The sequence below is a fragment of the Pseudoxanthomonas sp. genome (assembly GCF_002863005.1).
GTDB lineage: Bacteria > Pseudomonadota > Gammaproteobacteria > Xanthomonadales > Xanthomonadaceae > Pseudoxanthomonas_A.
In genome coordinates, this window is record NZ_PKDG01000032.1 from 29,705 (window position 1) to 50,413 (window position 20,709).

Sequence of the window (20,709 nt, forward strand, 5' to 3'; positions counted from 1 at the left end):
GCCGGTCAGGTCTCGCGGAAGGGACCGTAGGCCATCAGGCGCTCCTGCCGACGCCTGATGAGGTGGTCGGCATCCAGGGTCTGCAATTCATCCAGGCTGCGGATCAGGAAGGCCTTGAGCCGCTCGGCCATGAGCTCCGGATCGCGATGGGCGCCCCCCAAGGGTTCCTCGATCACCGTATCAATCAGGCCCAGTTCCAGGACCCGCTCGGAGGTGATGCCCATGGCGGCTGCCGCCTCCTCGGCACGGGCGGCATCCTTCCACAGGATGGAGGCGCAACCTTCCGGCGAGATCACCGAATAAATGGCGTATTGCAGCATGGCCACCCTGTCGCCGACGCCGATGGCCAGTGCCCCGCCGGAGCCACCCTCGCCAACGACGGTACAGATGATGGGGGTGGCCAGCCGGGCCATGACGAACAGGTTGCGGGCGATGGCCTCGCTCTGCCCGCGCTCTTCGGCGTCGATACCGGGATAGGCGCCGGGGGTGTCGATCAGGGTCAGCACCGGCAGGTGAAAGCGCTCGGCCATCTCCATCAGGCGCAGCGCCTTGCGGTAGCCCTCCGGCCGTGGCATGCCGAAATTGCGGCGGATCTTTTCCTTGGTGTCGCGGCCTTTCTGCTGGCCGATCACCATCACCGGCCGGCCGTCGAGGCGGGCCACGCCGCCCACGATGGCAGCATCGTCGGCAAAAGCCCGATCGCCGTGCAGTTCCTCGAAATCGGTGAAGATCGCGGCGATGTAGTCCAGCGTGTAGGGACGGCGGGCGTGGCGGGCGACCTGGGACACCTGCCAGGGCGTGAGTTTGGCGAAAATCGTGGCCGTCAGGGCCTGGCTCTTGGCTTCGAGGCGCTGGATCTCCTCGCTGATATTGACCGCGGAATCGTCCCCCACATGGCGGAGTTCCTCGATTTTAGCTTCCAGCTCGGCGATGGGTTTCTCGAATTCAAGGAAATTTAGCTGCATGGGCGGCACGTCGTCCAGATCCGGCAAGGGCCACATTCCACCAGAAAACACTCCCGCTGTCCAAGTTATCTCTGCGACGCCGGCCGATTCATTTCGTGCCACTCAGGCAGCGCATTCCAACGCCGATATAAAAAACAGGTACCACACGCAAGGCCTGGTGGCTTTGCGAGCGATCAAAGAGGGAGAAGAAACACCATGAACACCATCACGCAATCCGCCATTGTCGTTGCCGTGACTGCCCTAACGCCCCTGGCGGCGCATGCCGAGATGGTCGAACTGTCCGACGCCGAGCTGCGCGCCGTTCAAGGTCAAGGCCCGATCTCCGGACTGAGAGAAGCGCTCCAGAACTATCGGAGTGGGCTGGAACCGCTATGGACTGAACTGACCACCGTACAGGGGCTCAGCCCTCCGCTGCATTATGCGGGCTGGAGCGCGGTGCTGGCGGGATACGCGATCAGTGCGCCGGCCGGAGCGGCTCTGACAGCTTTTGAAGACGCCCCTTTCCCGGTCAATCGACTCGGCGTGGCGGCTCAACCAGTAGCCCTCGTCGGAGCCAGTCTCGGCCTCACCGGCGTTTATCTGCTCTATCTGAATGGCGAATATGTCCCGGCGTACTGAGCGGGTTCCGAGTACGGTTCGGCACTGCCACAGCCATTCCCCCGAGGATCGGGGCGCACCGGCAGGACCCAGATAGCCTTCCACGAGTTGGAATATTGGCATGCCCTGGGGGCCGCCCTGCTGGCCGCACTGGTATTCACTGGCCCGGTGATCGGTCGGCTGCCGGTCTGGTACACAAGCTTGAGCTTGAGCCTGGGGCTTGGCCTCGCTGCCGCTCTGCTGGCTGCCTCCTTGCCGAAAGCGCAAGACGCTGCACCCAGCCGATCCATAGGAGGTTGCCGTTGGAGTCCGAGCGCGGCGCGGGATCTTGGGGCTCGGGTCGCGCCTGCCAGAGCGCTTTCAACGGCAATACCGTTCAGTCTTCTGCGAAGGCGCTCCGGGAAGTGCGTTTGCCGGGACTGGGGGACGGACGGGCATATTCCAGGCTGACGGCCGTCGCACCCAGCCAGTCCCGCAGGCGCTGCAACAGATCCCCGGACGGCCGCACCCGCCAGGATTCGCCAAGGGCGAGCACAGCCTCGGCGGCCTGGGCGCGGTAGATGACGCGCACCGGGCAGGAGCCGTCACGAAAGGGCTCCAGGCAGTGAATCAGCTGTTCGACAGCGCTTTCACCACCTTGTCCATCGAGGGCCAGCGTGAGCCGCCGGCCATAGCGCAGCCGCATCTGTTCCAGATCCAACAATTCGCGCGGTGTCAGGCGCTGGCTGCCTGAGTAATCATCCAAGCCGATGCTGCCCACCACCACCAGCAATTGATCCTTGACGATCAGGTGCTGGAAGCGCTGGTACTGATCTTCGAACACCGCCACTTCCATGCGCGCGCTGCGATCATCCAGGGTCAGGAAGGCGCGCTTGCCGGCCTGCCGGCGGATGGCCACCACCAACCCGGCCACCACCACATCACGCCGTGTGCCCGGACCGGGATCGGACGCGCTGCCCAGCAGGTCGCTGAGGCGGCCCGACACGAACTGGCGCAGATCATCCTCGAACTGCGTGATGGGGTGGCCGGTGAGGTAGAGCCCCAAGGTTTCCTTTTCTTCCTGCAGGCGCTGAGCCTCGGGCCATTCGGGGACCTGCGTCACGGCCGCCTGCTGCGGCAGATCCGGCGTATGGGCCAGCCCAAACAGGTCTTCCTGCCCGGTGGCAGCGGCCTGTCCCTGTTGATCAGCCAGCCGCAAAGCCTCGTCCAGACCCTGCATCATCCCGGCCCGCGAATTGCCCAGACTGTCGAGCGCGCCGGCGCGAATCATGGCCTCCAGCGCCCGCCGATTGACGCGCCGCCCATCCATCCGACAACAAAAATCAACCAGATCCCGGAACGGTCCGCCGCTGGCGCGCTCCTGCACGATCGCCTCGATGGCGTTGTAGCCCACACCCTTGATAGCCCCCAGGCCATATTGCAGTCCGGCCGGATCGGTGGCGGTAAAGCGATAGTCGGAGCGGTTCACGTCCGGCGGCTGCACGACCAGCCCCATGGTCCGGCACTCATCGATCAGGGTCACCACCTTGTCGGTGTGATCCATGTCGGCGGAAAGCACGGCGGCCATGAACGAGGCGGGCGCATGGGTCTTGAGGTAGGCCGTCTGGTAGGAGAGCAGTGCGTAGGCGGCGGAGTGAGACTTGTTGAAGCCGTAGCCGGCGAACTTCTCCATCAGGTCGAAGATGTGGGTGGCGATGGCGCCATCCACCCCCTTACTCTCGGCACCGCTGACGAAGATTTCGCGCTGCTTGGCCATCTCCTCGGCTTTTTTCTTGCCCATGGCGCGGCGCAGCAGATCGGCACCGCCCAGGGTGAAGCCGGCCAGCACCTGGGCGATCTGCATCACCTGTTCCTGGTAGAGGATGACGCCGTAGGTGGGCTTGAGGATGGGTTCCAGCGCCGGGTGGGGATAGTCCACCTTGGCGCGACCGTGCTTGCGGTTGATGAAATCGTCCACCATGCCCGACTGCAAGGGGCCGGGCCGGAACAGCGCCACCAGGGCGATGATGTCCTCGAAGCAGTCCGGCTGCAGGCGCTTGATCAGGTCCTTCATGCCGCGGGATTCGAGCTGGAATACGGCGGTGGTTTCGCAACGCTTGAGCAGGGTGAAGGTGGCCGCATCGTCCAGCGGCAGGGCGTCGAGATCCAGCGCTGCCTCGTTTCGCCCGGCCCGCTCACGGTTGATTGCCGCCACCGCCCAATCCAGGATGGTGAGCGTGCGCAGCCCGAGGAAGTCGAATTTCACCAGCCCCGCGGCTTCGACGTCGTCCTTGTCGAACTGGGTGACCAGATTCTCGCCGCTGGCCTCGCAGTAAAGCGGCGTGAAGTCGGTGAGTTCGGACGGCGCGATGACCACCCCGCCCGCATGCTTGCCGGCATTGCGGGCCAGGCCTTCCAGCGCGCGCGCGAGGTCGATCAGCGTCTGGACCGCCTCGTCCTCGCGGTAGAGCCGCCCCAGTTCGGGTTCCTGTTCCAGGGCCTTGTCCAGGGTGATGCCCAGCTCGAAGGGAATGAGCTTGGCGATCCGATCGACGAAGCCGTAGGGATGCCCCAGCACCCGTCCCACGTCGCGCACCACGGCCTTGGCCGCCATGCTGCCGAAGGTGATGATCTGGCAGACCCGGTCGCGGCCGTAGCGCTCCGCCACATAGTCGATGACCCGGTCGCGGCCTTCCATGCAGAAATCGATATCAAAGTCGGGCATGGAGACGCGTTCGGGATTGAGGAATCGCTCGAACAACAGATCATAGGCGAGCGGGTCCAGATCGGTGATGCCCAAGGCATAGGCCACCAGCGAACCGGCCCCGGAGCCGCGCCCCGGCCCCACCGGCACGCCGTTCGCGCGCGCCCAGCGGATGAAGTCCGCCACAATCAGAAAGTAACCGGCAAAACCCATGCTGTTGATCACGGTGAGCTCGCGCGCCAGGCGTTCGCCATAGACCGTGGGCTCAGCGGCACGGGCGCGCCCCCGCGTCAAGCGTTCCTCCAGCCCGGTCTGGGCGGCGTCACCCAGGAAGGCTTCCGGCGTCTGCCCCGCCGGCACCGGGAAATGCGGCAGCACATTTTCCCCCAGCCGCAGTTGCAGGCTGCAGCGGCGTGCAATCTCCACGCTGTTTTCCAGGGCCTCGGGCAGATCTGCAAACAATGCCGCCATCTCGGCCGGCGCACGCAGGGCTTGCTGGGGCGTGTACTCGCGCGGGCGCCGGGGATCGTCCAGCAGGCGGCCGCTGTTGATGCATACCCGCACCTCATGCGCTTCGAAATCGGTGGGGTGCAGGAAGCGCACGTCGTTGGTGGCCACCACGGGCACGCCGGCACGGCCGGCCAGATCAACGGCGGCGGGCAGATAGACCGCCTCGTCGGCATGGCCGATGCGGCACAGCTCCAGGTAGTAGCGATCCCCGAACAAGGCCGTGGCTGCGGTCAACAATGTCCGCGCCTGCGTCTCGCGGCCGGCGAGAAGCGACCGGCCGATCGCGCCTTCCCGCCCGCCAGAAAGCGCGATCAGGCCATCCGCGCCTTCCTCATTCAGCCAGCCCCATTGCAACAGCGGGAGGCCGCGGCCTTGGCCCTCGCGGTACAAGCGCGTGACCAATCGGGTCAGATGACGGTAGCCAGCGGCGTTCTGGCACAACAGGGTCAAGCGGCTGGGCGGCTGGGCTTCCCCTTCGTCAACCCACAGGTCCACGCCGGCGATGGGCTTGATGCCCTCACTCCGGGCCGCCTTGTAGAACTTCACCAGACCGAACAGGTTGGACTGGTCGGTGATGCCGACGGCGGGCATGCCCAGCTCGCGCGCCCGGGCCACCAGCGGCTTGATGCGCACCGCCCCATCCACCAGTGAATATTCGGTATGCACACGCAGATGGACGAAAGAGACCGTCACAGTGCAGCCCCCGCGAGGGCACGCCGCACCGGCGCGAAGCTCAGCCGGTGGACCGGGCTGGGACCATGGCGCATCAAGGCCGCCAGATGAGCAGCGGTGGGATAGCCCTGGTGACGCTCGAAACCGTAATCGGGATACAGCGCCGCCAGCCGGGCCATTTCCCGATCCCGGCTGACCTTGGCCAAAATCGAAGCAGCGCTGATGGGGCCGCCGTCGCGATCGCCCTGAATCAGGGTGCGCACCGGCATCGGCAGGCGCGGGGCCTGGTTGCCGTCAATCCACACAATCTCGGGGATCACCTGGAGCGCCTGCACCGCGCGCGACATGGCCAGCAAGGTGGCCTGCAGGATGTTCAAGTGGTCAATCTCGGCCACCTCCGCCCGGCCCACCGCATAGGCCTGTGCCCGCTCGACAATCTGGGTGTAGAGCGCTTCCCGGCGCTTTGGAGACAGCTCTTTGGAATCCGCCAGGCCGGCGATGGGGCGATCCGGGTGCAAAATGACCGCCGCCGCCATCACCGGCCCGGCGAGTGGGCCGCGTCCGGCCTCATCGACGCCAGCGATCCAGCCCAACAACTGGCCATCGTCTGCTGTCATCCCGGTCCCACTCCCCGCGCCACCCGTAGCACGGCATCGGCCGCCGCCGCTGCACCTCCGGCGCGCAGGCCGCTGCGCAGCGCCGCAAAGCGGGTACGCAGCGCAGCGCCCCGCGCCGGCTGCGCCAACAGCGCCAGCATTTCATCGGCCAGCGCCTCGGCCGTCGCGGCCTCCTGCAGCAACTCCGGCACCAGCCGCTCACCGGCCAGCAGGTTGGGCAGGGCCACATGGTCGGCGCGCACCAGATGGCGGGCCAGGGCATGGGTCAGCGGCGCCAGCCGATAGGCCACCACCATCGGACAACCGAGCAGCATGGCCTCCAGGGTGGCCGTGCCGCTGGCGACCAGAGCCGCATCACTCGCCTCCAGCGCGTCGCGCGCACCCACTTCCAGAAACCGTAGCGTGATGCCTGGCGCTGCCCGAGCGAGCGCTGCCTCCAGCGGCGCGCGCAGCCCGGCATGGGCCAAGGGCAGGAGAAAATGCGTCGCGGGATGACGCGCGGCAATGAGACGGGCAGCACCCAGGAACGGATCCGCCAGCAGCTTCACTTCACCCAGGCGACTGCCGGGCAGCAGGGCAACCACCGCCCCGGTTTCTGGCAGCGCGAGCCGATGGCGGGCGGCGGCCTGATCCGGCGGGTCGGGAAACACATCGGCCAGCGGATGGCCCACGAAACGCACCGGCACCCCGTGGCGGCGGTAGAAGTCGGCCTCGAAGGGCAACAGGGTCAGCATGGCATCCACCGACCGCCGGATGCCCCGCACCCGTCCCTGGCGCCAGGCCCAGACCGAGGGGCTGACGTAATGCACGGTGGGGATGCCTGCGTCCCGCAAGCGCCGTTCCAGCCCCAGGGTGAAATCGGGGGCGTCAATGCCGACGAAGACATCGGGGCGATTGCGCAGGAAATGCTCGGCGAGCTCGCGCCGCAGCCGCAGCAGGCGAGGCACATGGCGGATGACCTCCACCAGTCCCATCACTGCCAGTTCACGGCAGTCGGCCAGGGGCAACGCGCCGGCCTGGATCATGCGTGGTCCGGCGACACCCTCCACTCGCAAGTCGCCGCCGGTCTGCTCCTGCAGGGCCTGGATCAAGGTGCCGCCCAGCTGATCGCCGGACAATTCACCGGCAACGATGCCAATGCGCACGGTCATGGCATCAACGGATGATGCTGCGGGGATTGGATTCCAGGAAATGGCTGAAGCGGGCCACATCCGGATGATCGACGGCCAAGGCTGCCAGCTCGGCCCGCGCCTGCTCCAGTCGCAAACCGCTGCGATACAGCAATTTGTAGGCTTTCTTGAGCGCGCCCACGCGATCGGCATCGAAGCCGTGCCGGCGCAGGCCTTCGGTATTCAGCCCGGCGGGCCGCGCTGGAATGCCGGAGGCCACTACAAAAGGGGGCACGTCGCGGTTCACCCCGGCGGCGAATTGCAGGAAGGCATGGGCGCCGATCTTGCAGAACTGGTGCACCATGGCGAAGCCGCCCAGGATCGCACAGTCCTCGATCTGGACATGGCCTGCCAGGCTGGCGTTGTTGGCCATCACGATGTCGTCGCCCAGCACGCAATCGTGGGCGATGTGGACATACGCCATGATCCAGTTGCGGCTGCCGATTCGCGTCACGCCCTGATCCTGCACGGTACCCCGGTTCAGGGTGCAGTATTCGCGGATGGTGTTGTTGTCGCCGATTTCCAACCGCGTTGGTTCGCCGCGGTATTTCTTGTCCTGCGGATCATCACCGATGGAGGCGAACTGGTAGATCCGGTTACCGCGGCCGATGCGTGTGGGTCCCTTGATGACCACGTGAGGCCCAATTGTGCATTCCGGGCCGATTTCCACTCCCGCACCGATGACACTGAAGGGCCCGATCCGGACGCCCTCGGCAATCTGGGCCCCGGAATCGATGATCGCGCGCGGGTCAATCACGATCGTAACTCCGCGCGGCGCACATGATTTCGGCTTCAGCCACGCAGACGCCCTCGACCTCAGCACGGGTCCGGAAACGCCCGATTTTCTTCAGCGTGCGTTGCAGCTCGGCGTGGATGACCAATTGGTCACCGGGTTCCACCGGCTTTTTGAAACGCGCACGATCGATGCCAACCAGGTAATACAGTTCGTCGGGATCCGGCGGTGTGTCGGCGCTGCGATAGGCGAGGATACCGGTGGCTTGGGCCATGGCCTCCAGGATCAGGACACCGGGCATCACCGGACGGCCGGGGAAATGGCCCTGGAAGAACGGCTCGTTGATGGTGACGTTCTTGAGTGCCACCAGATGACGACCTGGCTCCAGCGCGGTCACGCGGTCCAGCAGGAGAAAGGGGTAACGATGGGGCAGAAGCGCCTGAATCTCGGGGATATCCATGCGGGTCAAGCGTCGGATCCTTCTTCATCGGCTGCGGGGACCACGCCAGCCGTTGGGCCGCGTTCCAGGCGACGCACGCGCCCCGCCAGTGTATCCAGATGGCGAAACCGCGCCACATTGCGCTGCCAACGGCGATTGTCATCGACCGGCAAGCCCGAGGAGTATACCCCGGCGGCATGGAGCGAGTGGGTCACCATGGTCATGCCCGTGATGACCACATCATCGGCGATCTGCAGGTGGCCACTCATGCCGACGCCACCGGCGATCATGCAGCGCCGTCCGATGACCGTGCTCCCGGAAATGCCCGTACAGGCGGCGATCGCGGTATGCGCGCCGATGCGCACGTTGTGACCAATCTGGATCTGGTTGTCCAGCTTGACGCCCTCGTCCAGCACGGTGTCGTCCAGCGCCCCTCGGTCCACCGTGGTGTTGGCGCCGATTTCCACATCATCGCCGATGCGTACCGTACCCAGCTGGGGAACCTTGACCCAGCGCACGCCATCGCGGGCGAAACCGAATCCATCCGCACCGATCACCGCACCGGGATGGATCACGCAACGAGCGCCCATCGTCACGCCCACACCGATGAAAACACGCGCCACCAATCGGCTCTGAGCGCCGATTCGGGCGCTCGCGGCCACGACGCAGTGCGGGCCAAGAACCACTGCGTCCCCTATTTCAGCGTCTGCCTCGATCACGCAATGGGAGCCAATCTCGGCACCGGAGTGCACCCTGGCCGTGGCGTCCACCACGGCCGTGGCATGGATGCCAGGGCGGGCGCAGCGGGGCGAGGCAAACAACTCGGCCAGTCGGGCGAAGACCAGATGGGGATTGCTCGCAACCAGGGCAGGGACCGGACTTGATGGCGCATCAGCCTCAGTCAGCACCACGGCGGCTGCCTCAGTGTGCCCAAGCAGGCGCCGATAGGTGGGATTGGCCAAAAAACCAATGTGGCCGGGCTGTCCCGGAGACAGGGCGCAAACGCCGCTGATGCGGGTTGTTCCCTCGCCCACCACGCTGCAATCCAGACGCCCGGCCAACTCCGCCAAGGTATATTCCGCCAACTCGCTGCCCTCGCGGCGGATCAGGGCGTTTTGCCCTGTAATTCCCGGATGACCTGAGCGGTGATGTCCATGCGCTGGGACGCATACAAGACCCCCTCGGACAGGATCAGATCGTAGCCTTCGCGTTCCGCCAGATCGCGGATGACGCGGGTGACGCTGCGATCGATCTCGCGCAAGCCTTCCATGCGGCGGGCCTGCAACTCTTCCTCGAACTGCCGGCGCTTGCGAATGAGTTCACGCTGGGCGGCGAGCAGTTCGCGCTCCATCTGTTCCCGCCGCTCCGGGGTGAGGCTTGGCGCTTCGCGGTCGAAGCCTTCCTGCTTCTGGGTAAAAGTCGCTTCCTCCCGCGCCAGGGTACGTTTGCGCTGCTCCAGATCCGCCTCCAGGCTCTCGCGCAGGGCGCGAGCCTGAGGGGCTTCACGCAGCAACTGCTGCAAATCGATCACACCGACCTTCATTTCGGCCTGGGCCAGCCCAGTGCCGCCCAGCAGCCCCATGACCAGGGCGATTCGCGCCATCAGACTGCGCATATCCGCTCCTTAGAAAGTCGCGCCAAAGGTAAAGCTGAACACTTCCGTGTCATCGCCCGGCTCATCGTTCAGGGGATAGGCGACGGCAAATTCCAGCAGACCCAGGATCGGGGTCAGCCACTGGAAGCCCACACCGGTGGAGGTGCGCAATGTACCGGCATCGAAATCCTCATAGTTATCGAACACGTTACCCGCGTCCAGGAACAGGCTGAAGCGCGTATTGCGGCTTTCCCCCAGCAGGGTGGGGAAGAGCAATTCGAACTGGCCGATGGTGCGGAAATTGCCGCCCAGGGGATTATTGTATTCATCCCGAGTGCCCAGCGAGCTGCCCTGGTAGCCACGCACCGACTGGATGCCGCCGGCGAAGAATTTCTCATAGGGCGGCAGGTCAGTGGTTTCGCCATAGCTGTCGGCATAACCCACGCCCAGGCGCGCCGAGCCGATCAAATGCCGGTTGATGGGGAAATACTGCTCATAGTCATAGGTAAGTTTGTAGTACTCCAGATCCACTACCGGCACCGCGATGTCCGCGAACAATCGGTGAATGTAGCCCTTGTTCGCGAATACGGTGCGGTTGCGCGTGTCACGCACCCAGCCGGTATCGAAGGTGAGTGCATTGAACGAATCGCCGTTCTGGTCCACGAAATCGATGATCTGTTGGGGCGTGCTGCCTTCCAGAACCGTCAACTGCGTGGCCCGGAAGCTGCCCCCCAGGCGAATGCTGTCGTATTCGGTGATGGGGATGCCATAGCGCAGCGAACCACCCCAGGTATCGGTGTCGAAACGGGAGCTGACCCGGGTCAGCGAATCCGTCGAGCGCTGGAACAGCGAGATGGTGCGGCTGACGCCGTCCAGGGTATAGAACGGCTGGGTGAGCGAGGCGCTGTAATTGCGGCTGTACTCGCTGGTCACGAAGTCCAGGCTGACCCGGTTGCCCGTACCGAACCAGTTGCTGTGGGAGACATTGGCATTGAGCAGGACGCCCTGGCCGCTGGAATACCCCACGCCCACCTGGAAGGCCCCGGCGCTGCGTTCGGTGACATCGAAATCGACGTCCACCAGATCGCTCTCGCCGGCGACGGGCCGGGCCTGCACATCGGCCTGCTCGATGAACGGCAGCCGGGCGAGACGCACGCGTGAACGGGCGACCTCGCTGGCGGCGAAGGATGCGCCTTCATACTGGCGCATTTCCCGCCGCAGCGCCTGATCCTGGGTGGTGGTGTTACCCCGGAAATTCACATTGCGCACGTAGTAGCGATTTCCCGGCTTCACCACCAGATTGACCTTGACCTGCCGATTGGCCTCGTCAATGTCGGTCATCGGTTCCACCTGGGCAAAGGCATAGCCCTCGTCGCCCAGCCGCTCGGCAATCTTCTTGGCGGATTCCGTGGCCTGCTGGCGCGAGAACGTCGTGCCCGAGCGGATCGTCACCAGCGGACGCAACTGCGATTCCGGCAGCACCAGCTGCCCCAGCAGCGCCACATCGCTGACCTGGAATTTGGGGCCCTCGTAGACATTCACGGTCAGGTAGATGCTCTCCTTGTCCGGGGACAGGGAGACCTGGGTCGATTCGACGCGGAAATTGAGGTAACCCCGATCCTGATAGAAGGAGGTCAGCGTTTCCAAGTCGCCCGAGAAAGTCTGCTGGGAATAACGATCCCGACTCCCGAACAAACGCCACCAACTGGCACTGCGTGCGCGCAGGGGTTTCAGCAGTTCTTCGTCGCTGAAAGCGTCATTGCCGACGACATTGATGCGGCGAATGGTCGCCACCTCGCCTTCATCGATGGTGATCGCCACGGCAACCCGGTTATCGGTTTCCTCATTGACCTGGGTATCGATCTTGACCCCATAGCGGCCATTGGCAAAATATTGACGCCGCAGTTCCTGTTCAACCTGCTCCAGAACGGAGCGGTCGAATGCGCGGCCTTCCGCCAGACCGACATCGCGCAAGCCCTGCAACAGCTTGTCGGCGGGGATTTCCTTGTTTCCTGTTACGGTGAACCGCGCAATGCTGGGACGCTCAACCACCCGGACCACCAAGGTGCCGCCGTTCTGGGAAAACGCCACATCGCTGAAATAGCCGGTCTTGAACAGATCCCGGGTCATCTGCTGGACACGCTCCTCGTCGACCCGATCGCCGACATTCAGATTCATCGCGCGGGAAACCCGAGCAATGTCGTGGCGTTTGAGTCCATCCACCTGGATGTCCTGGACCACGAAGGCATCGAATGCCTGCGCCGACAAAGACAGACACAACAACAGGATGGACCACGTCAGGCGCGGCAACAGTTTCTTGTTCATAAAAACCTTGATGATTGCGGATCCGTAGCATGGGCCAGCGGCTGGCTCACGGCGCCAAAAGTCGCATGAAATCGTTGTAAAAAGCGAGCCCCATCATGAGCGCCAAGGCAAGGATGCCAGCCTGCTGACCCCAATGCTGGACGCGCTCGGACAAGGGCCGACCCCGCACCCACTCGGCCAGGTAGAACGCCAAGTGACCGCCGTCGAGCACCGGGATCGGCAGCAAATTGAGCACGCCCAGACTGATGCTGATGACGGCCAGGAACCCCAGATAGGACACCAGGCCAATCTGGGCGGAATACCCGGCGTACTGGGCAATGTTGACCGGGCCACTCAAATTTTCCAGCCCCAATCGCCCGGTGGCCATGCGCGCCAACATCCGCACCGTCATCAGGCTCATCTGCCAGGTGCGCTCAACGGCCACCGGCAGCGCCGCCAACGGGGCATAACGGTACTCGGCCCGCAGGCTGTCTTGCAACTGTTGGGGGACTTCGGGACTGGCTCCGACAAAACCAATCCGCACACCATCCTGCTCCCGCGCACCGATGCGGAGGTCCAAACGCAGCATTTCGCCGCGACGCGAAACCTCAATGGGGACGGCTTGATCGGGACGGCTACGCACCTGTCCGACCCAATCCTCCCAGTCAGCGACCGGCGCCCCGTCCATGCGCACAATGCGATCACCGGAGCGCAGTCCTGCCTGAACGGCCGGCCCATCCGCCTGGAGCTGACCCATCTGGGCCGGCAGAGCCGGCCGGTAGGGCGCAAGTCCCAGGGACTCGTGCAGCCTGGCTGGATCTTCCAGCGCCTGCGACAGATCCGCATCCAGGACCAGCGCCTGCCGGGTTCCGTCGGCGCGCCGCACCTCAAACTCCAGGGGCGCATCGTCCAGCGCCGCCTGCACCAGACGCAGGCCCAACTGCTCCCAGGTGGGGGTCGAGGCGTCGTTGACGCTCAGGATTTCATCACCCGCCTGCAATCCAGCCCGGGCGGCAGGGGTGTTGGGCGCCGGCGCGTCCACCAGCGTGCGCAGTCCAGGCACGCCCAAGCACAACACCAGCCAGTACAGGGCGATTGCCAGCAACAGGTTGGCGATGGGACCGGCGGATACAATGGCCGCGCGGATGCCAACCGACTGGCGATTGAATGCCCGCCCGAGGTCCGCCGGCGCCACGGCCCCTTCACGCTCATCAAGCATCTTGACGTAGCCGCCAAGGGGAATCAGCGCCAAGCGATATTCGGTGCCATCCGCGCCGGTGCGTTGCCACACGGATCGGCCGAATCCGACGCTGAAGCGCAGCACCTTCACGCCAAGTCGGCGCGCCACCCAGAAATGACCCCACTCATGGACCGCGATCAAAACGGCCAAGGCCACCAGAAACGCCAGCAAGGACGATACCACCTGAGTCATGCTTCACCCCCGAGCCACGCCGCGCAGGTTGCGCGCGTGCGACGGTCCAATTCTATCACCGCCTCCCAGCATCCCGCCGGTTCGCCGCCCAATTGTGCCAGGACACGACCGATGAGCTCGCCAATCCCGGTGAACGGCAGGCGATTTGCCAAGAACGCGGCAACCGCCGCCTCGTTGGCCGCGTTCAACACCACGGGCGCCCCGCCACCCGCCCGCAGCGCTTGGTAGGCCAGATCAAGGGCCGGGAAGCGCTCCCGATCCGGCGCCTCAAAGTTCAATTGGCCGATTTGCACCAGATCCAGCAGGGGCAAGCCGACGTCCAGCCGCTGCGGCCAACCCAGGGCATGGGCGATGGGCGTGCGCATGTCGGGATGGCCGAGCTGGGCCAGCACCGAGCCATCGACGTATTCCACCAAGGAGTGCACCACACTTTGGGGATGCACCACCACCTCGATGCGCTCCGGCGGCAGGCCGAACAACCAATGCGCCTCAATGACCTCCAGACCTTTGTTCATCAAGGTGGCCGAATCGACCGAGATCTTGCGGCCCATCACCCAGTTGGGATGGGCGCAGGCGGCCTGCGGCGTGACATGCGCCAGTTGTTCCGCTGGGAATTGGCGAAACGGGCCGCCCGATGCGGTGAGCAGCAAGCGGCGCACTCCCGCGCCATCCAGGCCGGGTGCGAAATCCCGCGGCAGGCACTGGAAAATGGCGTTGTGTTCGCTGTCGATGGGGATCAGCCGGGCGCCGTGGCGGCGCACCTCATCCATGAACAAGGCCCCGCCCATGACGACGGATTCCTTGTTGGCGAGCAGGACCGTTTTCCCCGCACGCACGGCGCTCAAGGTGGGCAACAGTCCAGCGGCGCCCACGATGGCCGCCATCACCGCGGTTACCTCCGGCAGACTGGCGGCCTGGATCAAGCCCGCCTCGCCGTGCCACACCGTAGTGGGCACACCGGCTGCGTCCAATCCCGCCCGCAGCCGCTCGGCGGCATCAACGCTGTCGACCACAGCCACATCTGGACGGAAGCGTCGGCATTGCTCCAGCAAGCGCTCGCCCTGCCGATGGGCCGTGAGCGCCACCACCCGGAATCGCTCAGGGTGCCGTGCCACCACGTCCAGGGTGCTACAGCCGACGCTGCCGGTGGCTCCGAGGATGCACAGGCCGGTTACAGCCATCCCTGCGCCCTGCCCAGTCCCCAGGTGAAAATGGGGGCTGCGGCGGTGAGGCTGTCGATACGATCCAGAATACCGCCATGGCCGGGCAACAAATGGCCCGTGTCCTTGACGCCCATCTGGCGCTTGAACATGCTCACTGTCAGATCCCCCACAACTGAGCCCGCCACCGTAACCAGACATACTCCGGCATAGACCCCTACGGTGGGGATGTCCAGCCCCAACAAGGCCGCGCCCAGAAGACCGGTCAGCGTACCTGCGCCGAGCCCCCCCCAGTATCCTGCCCAGGTCTTGCCCGGACTCACCCGAGGCGCCAGCTTGCGCCCCCCGAACCGCCGGCCGGTGTAGTAAGCACCGCCATCGGCCAGCCAGATCATCACCAGCAGCAGCAACAGCCAACGCGGACCCTGGGGCATGCCATGCAACACCACCAGCGCCAGCCAGGCGGGGACCAGCAGCGCCAGACCCACCACCAGCTTGCGGCCGCGCAGCAAGGCGCCGCTCGGTAGGCCAGCCGGGAAGCGCATGACCCATACGGTGGCCAGCACCCACCACAGCAGCGCTGCGCCGAGCAGGACATTGACCACGGCGAGGTCGCCCAGCACATAGGCCACTGCCAGCAGCGGCAGCAGAAACAGACCGGCCGCCCGGCCGCCGTCGTGCGGCCAACCCATCAGGGCCGTCCACTCCTGCCCTGCACCCCAGACGACGCCCGCAAACAAAACCGCCACCCAGGCATTGGGCAGGAACAGGACGGCAGCCACCACGGGCGGGATGATCCACAGGGCGGTCCGGACACGGTCACTGATCATCCATATTCTCCATCACCACCCCCGAAGACGGCGGCTCCGTGCGGCCGAAGCGGCGCTCCCGCCCCGCGTACCAGGCCAGCGCGCTGCTCAGTTCGGCAGGCCCGAAATCAGGCCAGAGGGTGTCGCAGAAATACAGTTCCGCATAGGCCAGGTGCCACAACAGGAAATTGCTGATGCGATATTCCCCGCCGGTGCGGATCAGCAGATCGGGATCGGGCAGATCGCCCAAGGCCAGGGCTGCGCCCAGATCGGCCTCGGTAATCTCTTCCGCCCGCAGGGTCGTGGCCTCGATGCGCCGACCCAGCGCACGCACGGCCTGAACAAGGTCCTGACGACCGCCATAGCCCAGCGCGATGACCAGCACCATGCCCGGATTGCCGGCGGTGCGCCGTTCGCTGGCTTCCATCACGGTCGTCAGGGTTTGCGGGAGCCGTTGCCGATCGCCGATGAAGCGTACCCGCACCCCCTCGGCGTGGAGCGTGTCCAGCTCCACCCCCATGGTGCGCACGAACAGCTCCAGCAAAAAACCCACTTCCGCTGCGGGGCGAAACCAGTTCTCACTGCTGAAGGCGTAGAGGGTGAGGAAACCGATCCCAGCATCGCGGCAGGCCCGCACCACGGCGCGCGTGGCGCGAACCCCGGCTTCATGGCCATACAGACGTGGCTGTCCGCGCTGTGTCGCCCAACGCCCGTTGCCATCCATGATGATGGCTACGTGCCGGGGCACGACGTTCGTGGAAACTGGATTCATGGGAGAACCCCCGGTCTTGCCGAAGGAGGAAATGCGGCAGGCGACAAAGAGACCCCAGGGCTCATCAGACCTGCATCAATTCGTGTTCTTTCTCTTCCAAGACGCGGTCGATTTGCGCGATGTGTTCATCGGTGATCTTCTGCATCTCCTCCTGGGCACGCCGCACCAGGTCTTCGCTGGTGAGCTTTTCTTTTTCGAGTTGTTTGAAATGATCGTTGGCGTCACGCCGGATGGCGCGCACCGCCACCTTGGCATTCTCCCCCTCATGACGCACCACCTTGACCAGGTCACGGCGCCGTTCCTCGGTCAGGGGTGGCAGGATGATGCGGATCACCATGCCGGCGGTATTGGGGGTGATGCCTAAGTCGGAAGCCATGAGGGCTTTTTCCACGGGCGCCACCATGTTTTTTTCCCAGGGGGTAATGGTCAGCGTTCGAGCGTCGGTTACCGTCACGCTGGCCACCTGCCCCAGCGGCATGTCACTGCCGTAATAAGGGACGGTGATGTGATCCACCAGGCTGGTATGCGCCCGGCCGGTACGGATCTTGGAGAGATTATGCCGCAGCACTTCGATGCTTTTCTTCATCCGTTCCGCGGCATCCTTGCGGATTTCATCGATCATCTCATGCTCCCAGACGATTCGCCTGCACGGGCGCGCCAGCGCCGTTATCCACAGTCGTCCCCACGGTTTGATCGCCGGTCACGATCCGCATCAAGGCGCCTCCCTGCTTGATGTCGAACACCCGCAGGGGCAAGCTGTGATCCCGGCACAACACGATGGCCGTGGTATCCATCACCATCAAGCGCCGATCCAGAACCTCATCGTAATTCAGGTGGTCGTAACGCCGGGCACTGGGGTCCTTGACTGGATCGGCGCTGTACACGCCATCCACTTTCGTGGCCTTGAGCAGCAAGTCGGCACTGATCTCGATGGCGCGCAGGCTGGCGGCCGTGTCCGTGGTGAAAAACGGATTTCCGGTCCCCGCCGCAAACAGCACCACGCGGCCTTTTTCCAGATGCCGGATGGCCCGGCGGCGGATATAGTCCTCGCACACCTGGTTGATGCGCAGCGCCGACATGACCCGGGCAAAAACGCCCAGGCGTTCCAGGGCATCCTGCAGCGCCAGGGCATTCATCACCGTGGCCAGCATGCCCATGTGATCGGCGGTGACGCGGTCCATGCCGGCATCCGCCAGACCCGCCCCACGAAAGATATTGCCGCCACCGATCACCACACCGATCTGCACGCCCAGATCGCGCACATCGCGGATCTCCTCGGCCATGCGACCGATCACGGCCGGGTCGACCCCATAATCGACCTCCCCCATCAAGGCTTCGCCACTGATCTTGAGGAGGATACGGCGATAAGCGGGAGCGGTTGGCGTCATGGCGTCCTCGGCAGGATTGAAGGAGTCTGGCGCTGCGGGGCACTCAGATCGGTGAGTGCCCTGCTTGCAATCGACTGTCCAGCGGGTTTAGCCGCCGCGTACCTGCGCCATCACTTCCTCGGCAAAATTCTCGGTCTTCTTCTCCACGCCTTCGCCCACTTCCAGGCGCACGAAGCGCATGACCTGGGCACCGGCTTGCTTGAGGCGCTGACCCACGGTCTGATCGGCATCCTTGACGAAGGGCTGGCCCACGAGGGCGACCTCACTCAGGTACTTGCGTACACGACCGTCGACCATCTTTTGGATGATCTCCTCGGGCTTGCCGCTTTCACGCGCCTGGGCCTCGAAGATCTCCCGTTCCTTGGCCACCAGATCGGCAGGCACCTCATCGGGCGAAATACACAGCGGACGGCTGGCAGCGATGTGCATGGCGATATCCCGCGCCAGCGCCTCGTCGCCGCCCTTGAGATCCACGACGACGCCAATCCGGCTGCCGTGGCTGTAGAGCCCGAACACATCGCCCCGGCGAGCCAGGTGTTCGAAGCGGCGCACGGCGATGTTCTCGCCAATCTTGGCCACCATTTCGCGGCGCCGCTCGTCCACGCTCGCCCCGCTGGGCAAGGACAACGCCAGCAAGGCATCCAGATCGACCGGCGCCGCAGCCAGCGCCGCCTCGGCGACCAGGTTGGCGAAGGTCTGGAACTCGTCCCCGCCGCCAACGAAATCGGTCTCGCAATTGACCTCGATGGCAATCGCCGCGCTCCCCGTCGCGTCACGCTGCACCACCACGCGCCCTTCGGCCGCCACGCGGCCGGCTTTCTTGTCGGCCTTGGCGAGCCCCTGCTTGCGCATCAGCTCAATGGCCTGATCCAGATCCCCCGCCGTCTCGGTAAGGGCCTTCTTGCATTCCATCATTCCTGCGCCGGTACGTTCGCGCAGCTCTTTGACCATGGTCGCCGTAACGGACATGAAAATCTCCTTGGGATCAATGCAATCCGGTTGCGGGCTTCAGTGAGTGGCTTCAGGCGCATCCGCCACGTGTACAGGCGGCACCTCGACTTCGACTTCGATGAAGTCATCGCCCATCAAGCCGGCATCGGCGCGACCGTGCTTGCCTTCCAGCACCGCATCCGCCATGAGCTGGGCATACAAGCCCACGGCGCGCATGGCGTCGTCGTTGCCGGGGATGGTGTAGTTCACGCCCAACGGCGAGTTGTTGGTGTCCACCACGCCAATCACGGGGATACCGAGCTTGGCGGCCTCGCTCACGGCAATCGCTTCATGGCCGACATCGACGATGAACAGCGCGTCGGGCAGCCGGTTCATGTCCTTGATACCGCCCAGGCTGCGCTCCAGCTTCTCGCGCTCGCGGCTCAGCATCAGCGCTTCTTTCTTGCTCAGCTTGTCCAGGGTGCCGTCCTCGGTCATCAGCTCGAGGTTCTTGAGCCGACGGATGGACTGACGCACGGTCTGCCAGTTGGTCAGCATGCCGCCCAGCCAGCGATGCGCGACGAAAGGCATGCCGCAACGCGCGGCCTGTTCACGCATATGATCGGAAGCGGCGCGCTTGGTGCCCACGAACAAGATCGTGCCGCCACCGGCCACAATCTTGCGGCCATGGTCCAGCGCCTCGCGCAGCAAGGGCAGGGTATGCTCAAGATTGATGATGTGGATATTGTTGCGGGCGCCGAAGATGTAAGGCGCCATGCGCGGATTCCAATACCGGGTCTGGTGGCCAAAGTGAACACCGGCTTCAAGCAGTTGACGCATCGAAATATCAGGCATGATAAAGAACTCCAGATGTGTGGGTTAAGCCTCCGCGCGCCCCAGATTGCCACCTGTTTCCAGGCACCCAGCAAGCTGTGACGGCGCACGTGTGGAATAATTCCGCCCCTGACCGTCCTCTGGACAGCCGGGTTGCGGGCTAAGTTGTTGCTGAAAAAGCCGGCGATTTATACCATAGACCTTCATTTCACGACAAATCGGCTGGGAGTCGGGCCATCCGCTCACCCGCCATTCCCTTGCGCCCTCCTTCCATGATGAGCCCCACCATGCAGGTCAATCTGAAAACGCCTGAAGAACAGGAAAAAATGCGCGTGGCCGGCCGGCTGGCCGCGCAAGTGCTGGAAATGATCGCCCCCCATGTGCAACCGGGGGTGACCACCGAGCAACTCGACCGCCTGTGCCACGAGTATATCGTGGAGGAACAACGCGCCATCCCCGCGCCGCTCAACTACAACGGCTTCCCCAAGTCCATCTGCACCTCGGTCAACCACGTGGTCTGCCACGGCATCCCGGGACCGAAGGTGCTCAAATCGGGCGATATCGCCAACCTGGACATCACCGTCATCAAGGATGGTTTCCACGGCGACACCAGCGCCATGTTCTTTGTCGGCGAGGGCTCGGTGCTGGCACGGCGATTGGTGCAGGTGACCCGGGAAGCCCTGTTCGTCGGCATCAATCTGGTCCGGCCGGGCGTGCGGCTGGGCGATATCGGCGCCGCCATTCAGGCCTATGTGGAGCGGGAGCGCTTCAGCGTGGTGCGGGAATATTGCGGCCATGGCATCGGCCGGGTGTTCCACGAGGATCCTCAAGTGCTGCACTATGGTACTCCCGGCACCGGCCTGATCCTGCAGGCCGGCATGTGTTTCACCATCGAGCCCATGGTCAACACCGGCAAACGCCAGGTGAAGCTGTTGCCCGACGGCTGGACCGTGGTCACCAAGGACCACAGCCTTTCGGCTCAATGGGAACACACCCTGCTGGTGACCGACACCGGGCACGAAATCCTCACCCTGCGGTCTGACGAAGATGTGCTCCATCCCGGTCAGCCGGGATAAACCCACTCCTGATCGAGTACTGGCA

Annotated in this window: 19 protein-coding genes; 2 read left to right on the forward strand and 17 right to left on the reverse strand. The window is 64.6% G+C overall.

What is annotated here, in order from left to right; translation table 11 throughout:
* Positions 1 to 5: 5 nt before the first annotated feature.
* Complete coding sequence (locus CYU89_RS12915; protein ID WP_296281578.1) at positions 6 to 965, reverse strand: acetyl-CoA carboxylase carboxyltransferase subunit alpha; 960 nt, start codon at positions 963 to 965, stop codon at positions 6 to 8.
* Between the two features lie 195 nt (positions 966 to 1,160).
* Between CYU89_RS12915 and CYU89_RS12920 the strand changes: the two genes are divergently transcribed.
* The gene (locus CYU89_RS12920; protein WP_296281537.1) at positions 1,161 to 1,583 is read left to right on the forward strand and encodes a DUF6160 family protein; all 423 of its coding nucleotides are present in this window, start codon (positions 1,161 to 1,163) and stop codon (positions 1,581 to 1,583) included.
* Positions 1,584 to 1,938: 355 nt separating this feature from the next.
* Here the strand turns inward: CYU89_RS12920 and dnaE are convergent, their stop codons facing one another.
* From dnaE to rpsB, 16 genes are all read right to left on the reverse strand, one after another.
* A complete protein-coding gene (gene dnaE / locus CYU89_RS12925; RefSeq protein ID WP_296281538.1) occupies positions 1,939 to 5,448 on the reverse strand; it encodes a DNA polymerase III subunit alpha in 3,510 nt (1,169 codons plus the stop codon).
* On the reverse strand, positions 5,445 to 6,044 hold the full coding sequence (gene rnhB, locus CYU89_RS12930) for a ribonuclease HII (protein WP_296281540.1): 600 nt from the start codon (positions 6,042 to 6,044) through the stop codon (positions 5,445 to 5,447). Before rnhB ends, dnaE begins: the two co-directional genes overlap by 4 nt.
* On the reverse strand, positions 6,041 to 7,195 hold the full coding sequence (gene lpxB / locus CYU89_RS12935) for a lipid-A-disaccharide synthase (protein WP_296281542.1): 1,155 nt from the start codon (positions 7,193 to 7,195) through the stop codon (positions 6,041 to 6,043). The genes rnhB and lpxB overlap by 4 nt, the downstream gene beginning before the upstream one ends.
* A 4-nt stretch (positions 7,196 to 7,199) precedes the next feature.
* Positions 7,200 to 7,970, reverse strand: coding sequence for an acyl-ACP--UDP-N-acetylglucosamine O-acyltransferase (gene lpxA, locus CYU89_RS12940; RefSeq protein ID WP_296281543.1), 771 nt, complete (start codon positions 7,968 to 7,970; stop codon positions 7,200 to 7,202).
* Positions 7,963 to 8,406: a 3-hydroxyacyl-ACP dehydratase FabZ gene (gene fabZ, locus CYU89_RS12945; RefSeq protein WP_296281581.1), complete on the reverse strand. Its 444-nt coding sequence runs from the start codon at positions 8,404 to 8,406 to the stop codon at positions 7,963 to 7,965. The genes lpxA and fabZ overlap by 8 nt, the downstream gene beginning before the upstream one ends.
* Before the next feature lie 5 nt (positions 8,407 to 8,411).
* Positions 8,412 to 9,455: a UDP-3-O-(3-hydroxymyristoyl)glucosamine N-acyltransferase gene (gene lpxD, locus CYU89_RS12950; RefSeq protein WP_296281544.1), complete on the reverse strand. Its 1,044-nt coding sequence runs from the start codon at positions 9,453 to 9,455 to the stop codon at positions 8,412 to 8,414.
* A 35-nt stretch (positions 9,456 to 9,490) separates the two neighbouring features.
* Positions 9,491 to 10,000 carry an OmpH family outer membrane protein gene (locus CYU89_RS12955; RefSeq protein ID WP_296281545.1) on the reverse strand — a complete coding sequence of 170 codons (510 nt, stop codon included), beginning with the start codon at positions 9,998 to 10,000 and terminating at the stop codon, positions 9,491 to 9,493.
* A gap of 9 nt (positions 10,001 to 10,009) precedes the next feature.
* The gene (bamA, locus tag CYU89_RS12960; RefSeq protein WP_296281546.1) at positions 10,010 to 12,304 is read right to left on the reverse strand and encodes an outer membrane protein assembly factor BamA; all 2,295 of its coding nucleotides are present in this window, start codon (positions 12,302 to 12,304) and stop codon (positions 10,010 to 10,012) included.
* A gap of 46 nt (positions 12,305 to 12,350) precedes the next feature.
* A complete protein-coding gene (rseP, locus tag CYU89_RS12965) occupies positions 12,351 to 13,715 on the reverse strand; it encodes an RIP metalloprotease RseP (RefSeq protein ID WP_296281549.1) in 1,365 nt (454 codons plus the stop codon).
* On the reverse strand, positions 13,712 to 14,896 hold the full coding sequence (gene ispC / locus CYU89_RS12970) for a 1-deoxy-D-xylulose-5-phosphate reductoisomerase (RefSeq protein WP_296281551.1): 1,185 nt from the start codon (positions 14,894 to 14,896) through the stop codon (positions 13,712 to 13,714). Before ispC ends, rseP begins: the two co-directional genes overlap by 4 nt.
* Positions 14,887 to 15,705 (reverse strand): phosphatidate cytidylyltransferase, encoded by an 819-nt coding sequence (locus tag CYU89_RS12975; protein WP_296281553.1) that lies wholly within the window; start codon positions 15,703 to 15,705, stop codon positions 14,887 to 14,889. Before CYU89_RS12975 ends, ispC begins: the two co-directional genes overlap by 10 nt.
* Positions 15,695 to 16,456, reverse strand: coding sequence for a polyprenyl diphosphate synthase (gene uppS / locus CYU89_RS12980; protein WP_296281554.1), 762 nt, complete (start codon positions 16,454 to 16,456; stop codon positions 15,695 to 15,697). Before uppS ends, CYU89_RS12975 begins: the two co-directional genes overlap by 11 nt.
* A 64-nt stretch (positions 16,457 to 16,520) precedes the next feature.
* On the reverse strand, positions 16,521 to 17,078 hold the full coding sequence (gene frr / locus CYU89_RS12985; RefSeq protein WP_296281555.1) for a ribosome recycling factor: 558 nt from the start codon (positions 17,076 to 17,078) through the stop codon (positions 16,521 to 16,523).
* Between the two features lies 1 nt (position 17,079).
* Positions 17,080 to 17,844 (reverse strand): UMP kinase, encoded by a 765-nt coding sequence (gene pyrH / locus CYU89_RS12990; RefSeq protein WP_296281556.1) that lies wholly within the window; start codon positions 17,842 to 17,844, stop codon positions 17,080 to 17,082.
* Positions 17,845 to 17,931: 87 nt separating this feature from the next.
* Positions 17,932 to 18,813 (reverse strand): translation elongation factor Ts, encoded by an 882-nt coding sequence (tsf, locus tag CYU89_RS12995; RefSeq protein ID WP_296281557.1) that lies wholly within the window; start codon positions 18,811 to 18,813, stop codon positions 17,932 to 17,934.
* A 39-nt stretch (positions 18,814 to 18,852) separates the two neighbouring features.
* Positions 18,853 to 19,629 carry a 30S ribosomal protein S2 gene (gene rpsB, locus CYU89_RS13000; protein ID WP_296281559.1) on the reverse strand — a complete coding sequence of 259 codons (777 nt, stop codon included), beginning with the start codon at positions 19,627 to 19,629 and terminating at the stop codon, positions 18,853 to 18,855.
* Positions 19,630 to 19,895: 266 nt separating this feature from the next.
* Here rpsB and map point away from each other — a divergent pair, with 266 nt between their 5' ends.
* A complete protein-coding gene (map, locus tag CYU89_RS13005) occupies positions 19,896 to 20,684 on the forward strand; it encodes a type I methionyl aminopeptidase (RefSeq protein ID WP_296281561.1) in 789 nt (262 codons plus the stop codon).
* Positions 20,685 to 20,709 lie beyond the last annotated feature (25 nt).